This is a genomic window from Inquilinus limosus MP06 (assembly GCF_000767795.1).
Classification (GTDB): domain Bacteria; phylum Pseudomonadota; class Alphaproteobacteria; order DSM-16000; family Inquilinaceae; genus Inquilinus; species Inquilinus limosus_E.
Genome location: NZ_JANX01000105.1, coordinates 1 through 14,681, shown reverse-complemented (window position 1 = coordinate 14,681; position 14,681 = coordinate 1). Strand labels below are relative to the sequence as shown.

The following is a 14,681-nucleotide window of genomic DNA, read 5'->3' as shown; positions in this document are numbered from 1 at the left end:
CGTCGCAGGCGTCCCGGCCCCCTGCGGCAGCTTCGGCCGAGGCGGCCGCCGCGATGGAACCGGCCCAGGCGGACGGCCCCGAGGCTCCGGGCCGGAAAGATCGGCCGGCCGCTGCCACGCCGTCCGAGGACATCGCCGCCGATGCCTTGAACAAGAAGCCCGCAGGCCCCGTATCCCCCGAGGACATCGTGGCCGAGGCCCCGGGCGGGAAGCCTCCGGAGCCCGGTGCGGCATCGCCGGAGGACACCGCTGCCGCACTGGGTGAGAAGACCGTGCGGCCGGGCCCGGCATCGCTCCCGGACATCCCCGCCGACGCGCTGGATGAGAGGACCCGGCGGCCGCGCAGGATCCGGCGGACCGACGGCTGAGACCGCTGCTTCGGCAGCGCGGATGATCACGACGCGAGGGCCCTGGCATGCCGCTGACCGCGTTCTTCTCCGAGCAATTGGACCAGATCGAGGACTTCCTGGACGAGCCGGACGCGGTGGTCCGCATCGTCCTCGTCGACCCGGAGATGCGGGGGATCTTCCTGCGGTTGCTGGGAGGGCTGGAGGAGCAGGAGGAGTTTCGTCATCTGGTGATCGCGCCCCAGGCCCCCTTCCGCGATCCTGTCGGCTGGTTCGAAGGCCTGCTCGACACCCTGGACGCGCAGGTCGAGCTGCATGCGGAAGCCCTGGCGGAGGCCGGCGTGGCGGGCGGCCCGGCGGAGGGGGACGAGGAACTGTCCGCGCCGTGGCGCTTTCTCCGGCGGGCCGAGCGGCTGGCCGAGAGCCTGCCCGAGGAGATCGGCAGCCTGGCCTTCCTGATCAATCCAGATCCGGTCGAGGATCCCGAGGGCTTCACCCGGTCCGTCGCCTTCCTGGCCGGCAAGGTCGGCAGCCCGCGGCTGAAATTCGTGGTGCTCGACGAGCGGCGTTCGCCCGCCCTGGCCCTGCCGGCCGCCGACCACCCGCAGGTTGCCGTGCAGACCTTCTGGTGCTCGCCGCAGGAGATGGAGCAGCGAGTGAACGCCATGCTGGAGCAGTCCCCGGCATCCCCGTCGGATCACCGGCGGACCCTGATGATGGCAGCCGGCTTCGCCTATTCGAACCGGGACTATGCGCGGTCCGAGGCGCTGCAGCGGCAGCAGCTCGAGGCCGCCGAGGCGGCCGGCGAGCCGCTGGAGCAGGCGGTCGGCGCCTATGGCCTGGGCAACACGTTGTTGGCCGCGGGGCGGGCGGAGGAAGGGGCGGAGGCGTTCCTGCGGGCCTGCGACCTCTGCGTCGCGCACGGGCTGAACGAGCTGGCGCCGATGGTCTACACCAATCTCGGCGTCGCGCTGCACCGGCTGGGCCATTTCGAGCAGGCCTTCGAGGCGCTGCGCGTCGGCAGCCGGTTCTTCCAGGCGCAGGGCAACCGCCCCGGCGAGGCCTTCGTCTGCGACAACCTCGCCGCGATGTATCGCGAGCAGGGCCGGCCGGAGGAGGCGGCCCGGGTCTGGCGCTATGCCCAGGGCCTGTATGACGGCATCACCAACCCGGCGCTGCAGGATGTGCGGGAGGCCGGCCTCGCGGATATCCGCGCCAAGCTGGACCAGCTGGGGCAGGCCGGCCATGGCGCTTGACGCAAACGACATCGGCGGGACCATCGCCCGCGGCGGCAATGCAGCACACACGGCCCAGTCCGCGGCCGGCGCGCCCAACCCGCTGGATGTCTGGACCCACACCGGCGAGGGTTTCGGCCAGCAGGGCTTCACCGGCTCGATGGATCTGAGCCATTGGGGCTCGACTCCGGTCGGCGACATCCCTGGGGCGCTGAAAGGGCAGGCGGGCGAGCTGGGCGACGCGCTGAAGGCGGTCAAGGACGCCGATGGCGCCCTGGCCACGACCGGCGCCGTGTTCGGCGCGCTGACATCGCTCGAGCAGCTGATCTCGATCCCGTTCTCGGCAATTCCGTTTCCGGCGCTGCCGGCGGTGCGGATCCTCGACTTCGCCATCGGGCTGCCGCATGCCCACAGCCACCCGCCGAACCTGATACCGCCGGCGCCGCCGATCCTGCTGCCCAGCTTCGGCCCGGTGATCCCGATCCCGTTCCTGTCGGGGGCGGGCACGGTGCTGATCAACGGCATGCCGGCCGGCCGCTGCCTCGACATGGGGCTGGGGATCTGGTGCGGCGGCTACTTCCCGATGTTCGAGATCTTCCTCGGCTCCTCCTCCGTCTGGATCGAGGGGATGCGGGCGGCGCGGATCGGCGTCGACATCACCAAGCACTGCGTGTTCTCGTCGTTCAAGGTCGGGCCGAGCGACCCGCCGCTCGGCGTGCCGATCGGCACCACCGTGACGGCGAGCCCGAACGTCATCATCGGCGGCGTGCCGATGCCGTCGCTGACGGCCTTCGCCATCGGCGCGGCGATGAAGGGGGCGTTCAAGGGGCTGGGGAAGCTGGCAGGCGCGGTGAAGAGCGCGCGGGCGGCCAGGGCGGCTGCGCGGGCGGACAAGCCGCCATCGGTCCGGCCGCCGCCGCGGGCGCTGCCACCGGCCCCCAGGAGGCTGGCGCTGGAGGCCGCGCCGGAGAATTCCTGGCCGCCCAGGACCCGGGAGGGCGTATGACGCGGCCCAGAAGGTCCGTGAGGCGCTCGACATCGTCAATGGCGAGCGGATGCAGCTGTTCGGCAGAATTAAGATGCCCAAAAAGCTCAACCCCGGATGCATAGACCTCTACACTCACGCCGATGGAAGCCGTTCGGTGGGTCTGTCCGGTAGGGCGGGGAGGCGTGCCGCTCCATACGTCGAGGACATATTGAACAGGCAGTTCCCATTGGGCAGACCGTCCGAGCCGTTCGTCGTCGACGGCGCACGTGTGGCCAGTCGCGATGCCGGTGCCGTCAACGGCCCTGTCTGGCGGGTGAGAGGCCGCACTGATCCCGAGCTTGCCGGACGCCTCGGCAACGCCCCGGGACGCAACCTCCCTCCGACCAACTGCGCCGAGCCTCGCGCGGCATCTGCCGCTCATGCATCGGACAGCCCGATCACCGGACATGAGACCATATTCCCCGGAGACGAGCTTCCAGACAATCTCAAGAAATACGATTTTCCAGAGGACGAGCGTTGGCCCGGCGCGGAGAATCAGATGCACCCATGTGAAAACTGCGACTTAAACAAACATACGATCTCCGAATATGCTCGCGGTCACGGCTAGGAATCTCCCGTCATGCCATGGACAGAAAATCTAAGAGAGACGATCGAAAAATTCGATCCTGAATTCCTTACCGGAATTCGGCCGGCGTCCATTTCCGATATTTTGGAATTGACCACGATTTTGCGCAGAACGCTACCAAGCGACTATGATGAATTTTTGAAATTCATGGGAAATATGGATGGCGGATTACTTTACTCTGAGAGAATATCGACAGTGATTGGAGACATTGTCTCCTATTGCGAGGATGCCTTGGAGGACGATCCGGAGCACAGCTTTGACCAATGCATTCCAATCGCAGTTGGCCTCGATTTCGAAGGGTTCGGGGTGATTCCGTCGCCGGATGCGGAACGGCAGAGAATTGTCTTTCTTGAAGATGGACAGGCAGGAGACCTGGCATTCGAGAGCCTGCCGGCCATGTGCTTCTCCCATGCCTTCATGTACGAGCAATGCGCGACGGGTGGATGGGCCTTGATACGCGCGGTTCCCGGGCCTTCGGACATCGACGCCTTGTCGCGGCGCCTGGCAGAGAATGGCTATATCCGGCAGTGGTTCAGCAAAGACAATCGGCTGTATTTCCGCCACGGAAACAAGCTGATCACCATTGTCGCCGATCGAGCTCGACCCCCGGCTATTTATATCGGCGGGCGAGAGATGTCGGCAATAGATGTCGCGATCTCCGACGTAGAAGGCATGATTGGAGATTGCCATCCGGAGTGGAACAAGAGGACAACTCTGGCAGAGGCTCGAAAATATACGCTTGATGCTGCTGGAAACGAAGGTGACGACTGAAGCCAATGCCACGACACTCGGCAAATGAACGGTCCAGCCGCAGCGGCATCATCGGCCAGATTTGTGACGTGAAGACCCTGGTCACGCTGCGCGTCGCCAAAGACCGCGGCCAGGCCCCACCCGCCGCCGGCGCGACCTAGACTTCCACCTCGACCACCGCCGTCTCGGGTTGGGAGCAGCAGGCGAGGATCCAGCCCTCGGCGATCTCCTCGTCGGCGATGCCGCCCATATGCTCCATCCGCACCTCGCCCTTCAGCTTGCGCACCAGGCAGGTGCCGCACAGGCCCTGGCGGCAGGCGGTGGGGATGCGCAGGCCACAGCCCTCCGCCGCCTCCAGCACAGTCTGGCCCGGCAGCACCGCGGCCTTGCGGCCGGAGCGGGTGAAGGCCACCTGCATCCCCTCCCCCGCCGGCTCGACCGGCGGCGTGATCGGGGACACGGCGGGCACCGGCGCCGGGGTGGCGCCGAAGCTCTCCTCATGCCAGCGCGCGGACGGCACGCCGAGCCCGCCGGCCACCTGCCGGGCCGCGTCCATGAACCGGTCCGGGCCGCAGCAGAACACCGTGCGCCCGGCGACGTCCGGGCACAGCGCCGACAGCAGGGCGTGTTCGAGCCGCCCGCTGGACCAGCCCTCGCCCGCCGGCGCGCCGGTGACGACGAAGCGCAGCCTGAGGCCGGAGGCGACCTCGGCCATGTAGCCCAGCTCCGACCGGAACAGCAGGTCCTGCGGTTGCCGGGCGAAATGGATGTAGACAGCGTCAGTCTGCGGCGCGGTGTCGAACAGCCAGCGCGCCATCGACATCATCGGCGTGGCGCCGCTGCCGGCCGACAGGAACAGGTAGCGTTCGCCCGGATGGTCGAGCAGCGAGAAGCGGCCGGTGGGTCCGTGCGCCGTCAGCGCGTCGCCGACCTTGAGCTTATCGAACAGCCAGCGGGTGGCGACGCTGCCCGGCTGCACCTTGGCGGTGATCTTGGCGTGGTGCGGCCGCGACGGGGTGGAGGCCAGGGTGTAGGTGCGCAGCACCGGCTGCGGCCCCGCCGGCAGCTCCAGCGTCACGAATTGGCCCGGGCGATAGGAGAACCAGCTGCCGTCCTCCGCCTCGAAGCGGAAGGTGCGGACATCCGGCGCCTCCTCGCGGATGCCGATGCAGCGCAGCCGCGCCGTCTTGGCGTTCCACAGCTTCGGCGTGGCGGTCAGCGGGCCGGGCACGGCGGACTCCTTTGCGCAAGACAGCGCCTAGCTAGTCCCCCCTCCCCCCGCGGGAGGGGGGTAGGGGGAGGGGGTTGCCTCGACCCGCTCCGGTGCCCACGGTGAGGCCTCAAGGCCTTTCGCGCGCGAACGCGCGCAGCCCCCTCCCCCTGCCCCCCTTCCGCAAGGGGAGGGGGGACTAGGAAGGAAGCGGCGATATCCATCTGCAAACCGACGCTCCCTACGCCACGTCGCGGATCGGGGTGGCGGCGGTGCCGCCGCCGAGCCGGCGGGACATGGCGTCGGCATACCAGTCGACGAACTGGATCACCGCCCCCTCATGCAGCTTCGAATAGGGGCCGGGCTCATAGGCCGGGGACAGGATGCCGCGCTGGTTCTCCTCGACGATGCGGCGGTCCTCGTCATTGGTGGCGGTCCACACCTCGGTCAGCGCCTGCAGGTCGTAATCGACGCCCTCGACCGCGTCCTTGTGCACCAGCCATTTGGTGGTGACCTCGGTCTCGGTCGGGCTGATCGGCAGGATGCGGAAGCTCAGCGCGTGGTCGGCCAGCAGATGGTTCCAGCTGTTCGGGTAGTGGTACAGCAGCATCGAGCCGAGCTTGGTGGTCGGGAAATCGGCCAGCAGACGATTGACCGCCGGCCGGCCGCTCATGGTCATCGAATCGGCGTCGTTGATGAACGGCACCCGCATCACCCGGTACTGCATGTCGTCCGAGATCTGGTAGCGGCTGGGCAGGCCCATCGCCTCGCAGCTCTGCCAGTGCTCGAGGATCTCCGAGGCCTCCTCCATCCCTTCCCGGCCGCTGGTCAGGGTCGGCTGGTCGGAGAAGACGCGGCACAGCTCCGGATGGTTGCCGGAGCAGTGGTAGCATTCGCGGTTGTTCTCCATCACCAGCTTCCAGTTGCCCTTCTCGATGATGGTCGAGCTGTGGGCGACCTTGGCCTCGGACAGGAGATGCGGCGCCATGTAGGGCTCGACCATGCGGCGCAGCGGCTCGAAATCGCGCGGCTGCTCGGCCAGGGAGATGAAGATCCAGCCGCCGACCTCGTGGCAGGCCACCGGCTTCAGCCCGAACTGCGCCGGGTCGATGTCGTTCATCATGTCACGGGCGAAGATCAGCTTGCCCTCGAGGTCGTAGGTCCACTGGTGATAGGGGCAGACCAGCCGCGGGCGCGAGCCGCGCTCGTCGGTGCACAGGCGCGAGCCGCGGTGGCGGCAGACATTGTGGAAGGCGCGGATGGCGCGGTCGCGGCCGCGCACCACGATCACCGGATACTCGCCGACCTGCACGGTCAGGAAGTCGCCCGGCCGCGTCACCTCGCAGGCATGGCCGATGAACAGCCACTCCCTGTAGAAGATGTGCTCCAGGTCCAGCGCGTGATAGGCGGGGCTGGTGTAGAAATCCCGCTTCAGGCTGAAGCCCGGCGCCCGGGACAGCAGATCCATCAACATGGCCGAACGCGCTTCCATTTCCAGCACACTCCTGCGGGTATCCGGATGGGACCATCATCCGCCCCAGACCATCGCGCGACTCGGGGGCCCCACCCGCTCCGCAGCCGACACCGCATGACCTAAGCGCGACACGGAAACAGGCCCCCGGGCGGCGCGGCATTTTCTGCTGCGGCGCGGCCACACTTCGCCAGCCTCTGCCGCCGCCGGAGCGCATTGCGCAGCCCCTGCCGGCGCCGCCGGCGCATCATCGCCGCATCGCCACCGGAGACCCGCCATGAAGCTGACCGATTTCAAGATCCTGACCTTCGACTGCTACGGCACGCTGATCGACTGGGAGACCGGCATGGTCAACGCGCTGGCGCCGCTGACCGCCCGCGTGAAGACGACGCTGACCCGCGACCAGATCCTGGAGGCCCATGCCCGGCATGAATCGGCGCAGCAGCGCTGGACCCCGGCGCGGCGCTACAGCGAGCTGCTGGCGATCGTCTACAAGCGCCTGGCCGAGGAATGGGGCGTGGCGGCGAGCTGGGAGGAGGCGCTGGCCTATGGCCGGTCGATCAAGGACTGGCCGGCCTTCGCCGACACCGCCGGCGCGCTTCAGTACCTGAAGAAATACTATAGGCTGGCGATCCTCTCGAATGTCGACAATGCCAGCTTCGCCCTCAGCAACGTCCGGCTGCAGGTCGAGTTCGACGCCATCTTCACCGCCGAGGATATCGGCAGCTACAAGCCGTCGGCCCGCAACTTCGACTACATGCTGGAGAAGCTCGACGGCATGGGCATCGCCAAAAGCGAGGTGCTGCACACGGCGGAGAGCCTGTTCCACGACCACGAGCCGGCGACGGCGGCGGGGCTGGCCACCTGCTGGATCCACCGCCGCCATGCCGAGGGCGGCTTCGGCGCCACCATGAAGCCGGCGACCGAGCCCAAGGTCGATTTCCGCTTCACCAGCATGGCGGAACTGGCAAAAGCTCATCAGGAGGCGCTGCGGGGGTAGCCTCCGACTCTGCGATTGACTCACCGCCCCTTCCTCGTCATCGCGAGGCGCGTAGCGACGTGGCGATCCAGGGGCCGGTGCCGCTGGATCGCCACGCCCCTGCGGGGCTCGCGATGACGGATCATAATTCAGGCCGCCGGCACCATCGCCGCGACGGATCGGATGAGGATAAGGATGGCGGGCGCGCCGAAGCTGGACCGGATCGACATCGCCATCCTGGCCCGGCTGCAGGCCGACGGGCGGATCACCAACGCCGCGCTGGCCGACGCGGTCGGCCTGTCGCCCAGCCCCTGCCTGCAGCGGGTGAAGCGGCTGGAGGCGGCGGGCTACATCACCGGCTACGGCGCCCGCATCGCGCTGGCCAGGCTGGCCGAGACCGTGACGGTGTTCACCGAGGTGACCCTGGGCGATCATCGGCGCGAGGATTTCATCCGCTTCGAGGCCGGCCTCGCGACGGTCGAGGAGCTGCTGGAGTGCCACATGGTCAGCGGCGGCTACGACTATCTGCTGCGCTTCCTATGCCGCAGCATCGCCCATTACCAGCAGGTGATGGAGGCGCTGCTGGACCGGCGCCTCGGCATCGAGAAATACTTCAGCTACATCGTCATCAAGTCGCCGATCCTGCGCCAGGCCGCCCCGCTGCAGACCCTGCTGCGGGGGGAATAGCTCTTCGATGCGGCTTCCCCCGAGTCCCCCTCCCGCAAGGGAGGGGGACCAAGAAGGGTGATAGCCGCAATGAAGGGAGCGCCCGCCGCCCTCAGCCCGTCGCCAGGCCGCGCAGGTTGCGGTTGGCGACGGCCAGCATCGACAGGTCGACCTGGTCCAGCGCCTTCAGCTCGGATACCAGCTGGTCGATCCGGTCGACCGGGGCCTGGCGATGGCCGACCCAGGCCTCCACCGCCTCGGTCCCGGCCGCGCCCGAGGGCGCGTCCTGCAGGGCGCGCACGGCCAGGTCGGCCTGCAGCGTGTACAGGTCGTCGACGATCGCCCCCACCGCCTGCTTCTGCCAGTGGTTGCTGGCCGGCATCCGGCTGGCGCCGTCGCGCAGCCAGGCCAGGCCCAGCCGGCGGCCGGTCTCGAAATAGACCGCCGCCACCTCGGTGACGCCGCGGCCGGCCTGGTCGGCGATGCGGATGATGTCCAGCCCCGCCGCCCACAGATTCAGGCGGGCGACGCGCCGGGCCAGATCCTCCGGGAAGCCGGCGTCGACGAAACCCTTGGCGCGGGCATCGATCACCGCGCGGGCGTCGTCGAAGATCGCCGCGTCCAGCTGGCTCTCCAGCTCGGCCAGGCCGGGCTTCAGATGCGCCACGTCCTGGCTGATGTCCAGGCCGCGGCCCTGCTGGCGCAGGATCCAGGCGACGCTGCGCTCGATCAGCCGACGGGTCGCCAGCATGGCGCGGATCTGGGCCTGGGCCTCGGCCTTGTTGTCCAGCGCCTCGACCGCCGCCCAGATGTCGCGCAGGCTGAAGCTGTCGCGCACGATCAGATAGGCGCGGGCGATGTCGGCCACGCCCATGCCGGTCTTGTCCGCCAGCTCCGACACGAAGGTGGCGCCGACCCGGTTCACCATGCTGTTGGTGATGGCCGTCGCCACGATCTCGCGCCGCAGCCGGTGCTGGGCGATGGCGTCCCTGAAGCGCTCGCGCAGCGCCGTCGGGAAGTACAGCACCAGGTCGTCGACCAGCGCCGGGTCGTCCGGCAGGTCGCTGGCCAGCAGCGCGTCGTAGATGGTGATCTTGGAATAGGCCAGCAGCACCGCCTGCTCCGGCCGCGTCAGCCCCTCGCGGTTGCCGGAGCGCTGGGTCAGCTCCTCGTCGGTCGGCAGCATCTCGATCACGCGGTCGAGCTTGCCGGCCTTCTCCAGCCCGCGCATCAGCCGGGCCTGCTGGTCCAGCACCTCGAAGCCTTCGCCGACGGCCAGCGACAGCGCCTGGCTCTGCAGGTAGTTGTCGCGCAGCACCAGATGGCCGACCTCCTCGGTCATGCTCTCCAGCACCTGGTTGCGCTGCTTCAAAGTCAGGTCGCCGGCCTGGACCACGGCGCCCAGCAGGACCTTGATGTTGACCTCGTGGTCCGAGGTGTCGACGCCGGCCGAGTTGTCGATGAAGTCGGTGTTCATCTTGCCGCCCGACCCGCCGGCGCCGATGCGGGCGTATTCGATGCGGCCGAACTGGGTGACGCCGAGATTGGCGCCCTCGCCGATCACCCGGGCGCGGACGTCGCGGCCGTTGATGCGCAGCGCGTCGTTCGCCTTGTCGCCGACATCGGCATGGCTCTCGCGGCTGCTCTTCACATAGGTGCCGATGCCGCCGAACCACAGCAGGTCGACCGGGGCCTTCAGCATCGCCTGGATCAGCTCGTTCGGCGTTACCGTCTCGCGCTCGATGCCGAAGCGGGCGCGCACCTCGGGCGACAGCTTGACCGACTTGGCGCGGCGCTCGAACACGGCGCCGCCGGGCGACAGCTTCGCCTGATCGTACTGGTCCCAGGAGCCGCGGCCGAGGTCGAACAGCCGCTTGCGCTCGGCGAAGCTCGTCGCCGCGTCCGGGTCGGGGTCGACGAAGATGTGCAGGTGGTTGAAGGCGCCGAACAGGCGGGTGTGCTCGGACAGGATCATGCCGTTGCCGAACACGTCGCCCGACATGTCGCCGACGCCGACGCAGGTGAAGTCCTGGCTCTGGATGTCGGTGCCCAGCTCGCGGAAATGCCGCTTCACCGATTCCCAGGCGCCGCGGGCGGTGATGCCCATCTTCTTGTGGTCGTAGCCGGCCGAACCGCCGGACGCGAAGGCGTCGTCCAGCCAGAAGCCGTAATCCTGGCTCACCCCGTTGGCGATGTCGGAGAAGGTGGCCGTGCCCTTGTCGGCCGCGACGACCAGGTACGGGTCGTCCTCGTCATGCCGGACCACGCGCTCCGGATGCACGGTCTCGCCGCCGGAGATGGTGTCGGTGATGTCGAGCATCCCGCGCATCAGGATCTTGTAGCATTCGACGCCTTCGGCCTGGAACGCCTCGCGCCCGGCCGAGGGGGCCGGCGGCCGCTTCAGCACGAAGCCGCCCTTCGAGCCGACCGGCACGATGACGGTGTTCTTCACCATCTGCGCCTTCATCAGGCCCAGGATCTCGGTGCGGAAATCCTCGCGCCGGTCGGACCAGCGGATGCCGCCGCGGGCGACCTTGCCGCCGCGGAGGTGCACGCCTTCCATGCGCGGGCTGTAGACGAAGATCTCGCGCCACGGCCGCGGCAGCGGCAGCTCCTCGATCGACGGGCTCTCCAGCTTCAGCGACAGGTACGGCTTCGGCCGGCCCTGGTCGTCGGTCTGGAAGTAGTTCGTCCGCAGGGTCGACCGCACCAGGTTCAGGTAGCGGCGGAGGATGCGGTCCTCGTCCAGGTTGGTCACCGCGTCCAGTGCATGCTCGATCTCGACCAGCATGCCGCGGATCGCCACCTCGCGATCGCCCGTCAGCTCCGGGTCGAAGCGGATGGTGAACATGCGAACGATGGCGCGGGTGATCTCCGGATGCGCGACCAGCGTGTCCTCGATCGTCTCCTGGCTGAAGGCGAAGCGGGCCTGGCGCAGGAACTTGGCGTAGGCGCGCAAGAGCGTCACCGAGCGCCAGTCGAGGCCGCCGGCCAGCACCAGCCGGTTCAGCCGGTCATCCTCCATGTCGCCGGTCCAGATCCGCTCGAAGGCGGTCTGGAACACGGCCTTCAGGCGATTCAGGTCGATCGCGTCGCCGCTACGGCTGCGCATCTCGAAGTCATGGATCCAGACCGGCGACTGGCCCGCCAGCGCGACCTCGGTCGGGAACTCCGACACCACCTTGAAACCGAGATGCTCCAGCATCGGCAGCACGTCGGACAGCGGCACCGGCGTGCCGCGATGGTACAGCTTGAAGCGCAGCTCGTTCGGCGCCGCCTCGATCGGGCGGAACAGGTGCAGCCCGATCTCGCCGGCCTCGTCGATCTCCTCGATCCGCTCGATGTCGACGATGGCGGCCGCCGGCGTCGTCTCCTCGCGGTAGCCGGCGGGGAAGGCCTCGGCATAGCGGCGCAGCAGGATCAGCCCCTGCTCCTCGCCCTTCTTCTCGACCAGGGCCGACTGCAGCAGGTCGGACCAGCTGCGCCCGGCCTCGACCAGCTTCTCCTCGATCACGTCGACCGGCTCGTCCGTGCCCTGGCCGGGCTCGGTCTTGATCAGGAAGTGGACGCGGGCATGCGCCCCTTCGGTCATCTGGGTGGTGAAGGCCGTGACCGCGCCGCCATAGGCCTTCTGCAGGATCTTCTGGATGCGGTGGCGCAGGTCGGTGTTGTAGCGGTCGCGCGGCACGTAGACGAGGCAGGAGACGAAGCGCCCGAACGGGTCGCGGCGCACGAACAGCGCCGTCCGCTGGCGCTCCTGCAAGTGCAGCACGCCCATGCCGATGTCGAGCAGCTGGTCGTCGGAGATCTGGAACAGCTCGTCGCGCGGATAGGTGTCGAGGATGTGGCCCAGCGCCTTGCCGTCATGGCTGCGCGGGTCCATCCCGGCGCGCGCCAGGGTGCGGCTGACCTTGGTGCGCAGATAGGGGATGTCGCGGGCGCTGCGGCTGTAGGCGACCGAGGTGAACAGGCCGACGAACAGGTGGTCGCCCACCACCTCGCCGGCCTCGTCGAAGATCTTGATGGTGAAGACGTCGAGATGCACCGGCCGGTGCACGGTCGCCTTCAGGCTGGCCTTGGTGACGGTCAGCGGCGCCGTGCTGCGCAGCATCGACTGCGCCTCTTCCGACATCCGGTCGTAGCGGCGGGCGCCGTCGAACACCGAGACCTCGGCCTGGCGCAGGATGCCCAGGCCGCTGTCCGGCACGATCTCGATCTCCAGCCCCTCGTCGCTGCGGGCGAAGTCGTAGCGGCGGTAGCCGAGGAAGGTGAAGTGGTCGTCCTCGAGCCATTCCAGGAAGGCGATGATCTCGCGCGTCTCGCCGGGGTCGACCGGCAGCGCCTTGTGGTCCAGCTCCTCCAGCACGGTGCGGATCTTCTGCCGCATCGCGCCCCAGTCCTCGACCGCGGCGCGGACATCGGCCAGCACCGCGCGCAGCGTCGCCGCGATCCGGTCCAGCGTCGCCTTGTCGGTGCGCTCGTCGATCTGCAGGTGCATGAAGCTCTCGGCCGGCGCGCCCTCCGGCGCCGCGGCCGGGTCCTGCACGTCGGTCAGCCTTCCCTGGGCGTCGCGGGTGACCGCCAGGATCGGGTGCACGACCAGATGCACGGTCAGGCCGAGCTCGGACAGCGCCGCGGTCACCGAATCGACCAGGAACGGCATGTCGTCGTTGATGATCTCGACCACGGTGTGCGGGCTGCGCCAGCCGTAATCGTCATAGACCGGATTGAAGATCCGGATCTTGACCTCGCCCTTGCGGCGCTCGCCACCGAACTGCAGCAGGCCCAGGGCGACGCTGTAGAGTGTGTCCCCGCCCTCGCGCAGCACGTCGTGCGGCGGCACGTTGCGGAAGTACAGGCGGATGAACCGCTCGGCCATTCCTCCCTTCGCCGGGTCGAGCCGCTGCTTGGCCAGGGCCACGACACCATCGACGATTTCGGCCTTGTGCTGGTCGGCCTTTGACATCCTGCAGACTCCAAAGAGCGTGCGGCCCGAACGGTGGGCCGCATCAGGGCCCCAAGGGCATACAATCAACTTCTGTAAAAGGAAACCGCCGAACCGTGACGGTTCCGAGGCGACCCCCAGGTCCCGCCCGCCCGGAAAACCGGTGCCGCGACATCTCGATCCATAAATAGCCGCAATCGGGTTCGATTGATGCGAAGCACGGTTTCCCGGGCTTCGCTTTGATCGCCGGCTGGACGCCGGCCCCGCTTCGACTGTATTGGAATAAAAAGACTCCGGTCGCCCGAACGAGAAAGAGAGCGCGTGTTGACGACCCACTTCCGCCCCTCGCCGACCCTCTTCATCGCGCTCGCCGCGGCGACCCTGCTGGGCGCCTGCCAGACCGCCAGCCAGCAGTCGGCGCAGATCCCGCCCTACGACTTCCCGAAGGTGTCGACCGAGTGGCATCCCGATGTCGGCGTCGTCTACACCGGCACGCTCCAGGTCGGCCGGCCCTGCACCGTGCTGCGCCGCGACGACGGCAGCGAGGTGGCGATCCAGGGCAAGCCCGTCCCGGTGCGGATCGGCGACCGCGTCACCATCTCCGGCCCGACCGCGAAATGGTCGCTGTGCCAGACGCTGGAGACGGTGCGCGCCGACAAGGTCGACGTCATGACCAGCGCCTATCTGCCGGCGGCCAACGGCACGGCCGTGACCGTCGCCCCCGGAGCCGTGGTGGTGCAGCCGGCGCCCTGACCGCGCCGGCCAGAGGGCAGGCTTAGGGTTTTTGCGCGGTTGAGGCATACTCCCCGCCCGGACTGGGAGGGGAGGCCCGGATGCTCTACGCCATTCTCTGCTATAATTCGGAAGAGGTCCTCGCCGCCTGGACGCAGGCGGAGGACGACGCGGTCATGGCCCGGCTCGACGTCGTCCACAGGCGGCTGGCGGCGGAGGGCAAGCTCGGGCCCGCCGCGCGGCTGGGCTTCACCAGCACCGCCACCACGCTGATGAAGGGGCACCAGCCGCCGCTGGTGGTCGACGGCCCCTATGCCGAGACCAAGGAGCAGATGCTCGGCTTCTATATGGTCGACTGCGACTCGCAGGACGAGGCGGTGGCGATCGCGAAGGAGCTGGAACAGGCCAATCCCGGCATCGGCGGCTACGAGATCCGGCCGGTCCGGCTGTTCCTGCCCGATTCCCGCCCCGCCTGACCGGCGCCGGCAGCCAGCCCGTTCCCGGCCTGAGTCCCGAGTCGGCTTGACTCTCGGGCGGCGTGGTGGATTCATATTGGAACAAATACGGAACATCATGCCCCGCCATGTCCGCCCTCGCCGCCCTGCGCGAGCGCCTGAACCGGCTCGGATCCGCTGTCGAGGATCCGGGAGTCCTGTCGCTCGCCTTGCCCCCGATCGATGACCGCCTGCCGCGCGGCGGGCTGGCGCTCGGCCGGCTGCACCGCGTCGCCGGC

Annotated in this window: 10 protein-coding genes and 1 pseudogene; 8 read left to right on the top strand and 3 right to left on the bottom strand. The window is 68.5% G+C overall.

The features are described from left to right. The 4 genes and pseudogenes from P409_RS11175 to P409_RS37910 all read left to right on the top strand — a co-directional run. A pseudogene (locus P409_RS11175) lies at window positions 1–368 on the top strand (hypothetical protein); the annotation flags it as partial. Between the two features lie 47 nt (window positions 369–415). Next, window positions 416–1,603 carry a tetratricopeptide repeat protein gene (locus tag P409_RS11170; protein WP_034835550.1) on the top strand — a complete coding sequence of 396 codons (1,188 nt, stop codon included), beginning with the start codon at window positions 416–418 and terminating at the stop codon, window positions 1,601–1,603. Beyond that, window positions 1,593–2,588, top strand: coding sequence for a PAAR domain-containing protein (locus P409_RS11165; protein ID WP_034835547.1), 996 nt, complete (start codon window positions 1,593–1,595; stop codon window positions 2,586–2,588). The genes P409_RS11170 and P409_RS11165 overlap by 11 nt, the downstream gene beginning before the upstream one ends. 601 nt (window positions 2,589–3,189) lie before the next feature. Then, complete coding sequence (locus P409_RS37910; protein ID WP_152613331.1) at window positions 3,190–3,966, top strand: hypothetical protein; 777 nt, start codon at window positions 3,190–3,192, stop codon at window positions 3,964–3,966. A gap of 136 nt (window positions 3,967–4,102) precedes the next feature. Here P409_RS37910 and P409_RS11160 read toward each other — a convergent pair whose 3' ends face one another. Both P409_RS11160 and P409_RS11155 read right to left on the bottom strand, forming a co-directional pair. After that, complete coding sequence (locus P409_RS11160) at window positions 4,103–5,176, bottom strand: FAD-binding oxidoreductase (protein ID WP_034835544.1); 1,074 nt, start codon at window positions 5,174–5,176, stop codon at window positions 4,103–4,105. A 220-nt stretch (window positions 5,177–5,396) separates the two neighbouring features. After that, a complete protein-coding gene (locus P409_RS11155) occupies window positions 5,397–6,623 on the bottom strand; it encodes an aromatic ring-hydroxylating oxygenase subunit alpha (protein WP_238578652.1) in 1,227 nt (408 codons plus the stop codon). 280 nt (window positions 6,624–6,903) lie between these two features. Here P409_RS11155 and P409_RS11150 point away from each other — a divergent pair, with 280 nt between their 5' ends. Next, window positions 6,904–7,626 carry a haloacid dehalogenase type II gene (locus P409_RS11150; RefSeq protein ID WP_034835538.1) on the top strand — a complete coding sequence of 241 codons (723 nt, stop codon included), beginning with the start codon at window positions 6,904–6,906 and terminating at the stop codon, window positions 7,624–7,626. Window positions 7,627–7,800: 174 nt separating this feature from the next. Further along, a complete protein-coding gene (locus P409_RS11145; protein ID WP_034835536.1) occupies window positions 7,801–8,292 on the top strand; it encodes an Lrp/AsnC family transcriptional regulator in 492 nt (163 codons plus the stop codon). Window positions 8,293–8,383: 91 nt separating this feature from the next. On the opposite strand, the gene P409_RS11140 is transcribed toward P409_RS11145, so the two are convergent. Beyond that, window positions 8,384–13,237, bottom strand: a complete 4,854-nt coding sequence (locus P409_RS11140) for an NAD-glutamate dehydrogenase (RefSeq protein ID WP_034835533.1) — start codon at window positions 13,235–13,237, stop codon at window positions 8,384–8,386. Window positions 13,238–13,540: 303 nt separating this feature from the next. Between P409_RS11140 and P409_RS11135 the strand changes: the two genes are divergently transcribed. Next, entirely contained in the window at window positions 13,541–13,969 is a 429-nt protein-coding gene (locus P409_RS11135) for a DUF5818 domain-containing protein (protein ID WP_034835530.1), read from the top strand. 80 nt (window positions 13,970–14,049) lie between these two features. Next, window positions 14,050–14,424 carry a YciI family protein gene (locus P409_RS11130; RefSeq protein ID WP_034835527.1) on the top strand — a complete coding sequence of 125 codons (375 nt, stop codon included), beginning with the start codon at window positions 14,050–14,052 and terminating at the stop codon, window positions 14,422–14,424. Window positions 14,425–14,681: the final 257 nt, after the last annotated feature.

Bases quoted from the DNA above. Each gene is read 5' to 3' on its own strand.
- P409_RS11170 (WP_034835550.1), top strand. From the start codon at position 416: ATGCCGCTGACCGCGTTCTTCTCCGAGCAATTGGACCAGATCGAGGAC.
- P409_RS11165 (WP_034835547.1), top strand. From the start codon at position 1,593: ATGGCGCTTGACGCAAACGACATCGGCGGGACCATCGCCCGCGGCGGC.
- P409_RS37910 (WP_152613331.1), top strand. From the start codon at position 3,190: ATGCCATGGACAGAAAATCTAAGAGAGACGATCGAAAAATTCGATCCT.
- P409_RS11155 (WP_238578652.1), bottom strand. From the start codon at position 6,623: ATGGATCTGCTGTCCCGGGCGCCGGGCTTCAGCCTGAAGCGGGATTTC.
- P409_RS11150 (WP_034835538.1), top strand. From the start codon at position 6,904: ATGAAGCTGACCGATTTCAAGATCCTGACCTTCGACTGCTACGGCACG.
- P409_RS11145 (WP_034835536.1), top strand. From the start codon at position 7,801: ATGGCGGGCGCGCCGAAGCTGGACCGGATCGACATCGCCATCCTGGCC.
- P409_RS11140 (WP_034835533.1), bottom strand. From the start codon at position 13,237: ATGTCAAAGGCCGACCAGCACAAGGCCGAAATCGTCGATGGTGTCGTG.
- P409_RS11130 (WP_034835527.1), top strand. From the start codon at position 14,050: ATGCTCTACGCCATTCTCTGCTATAATTCGGAAGAGGTCCTCGCCGCC.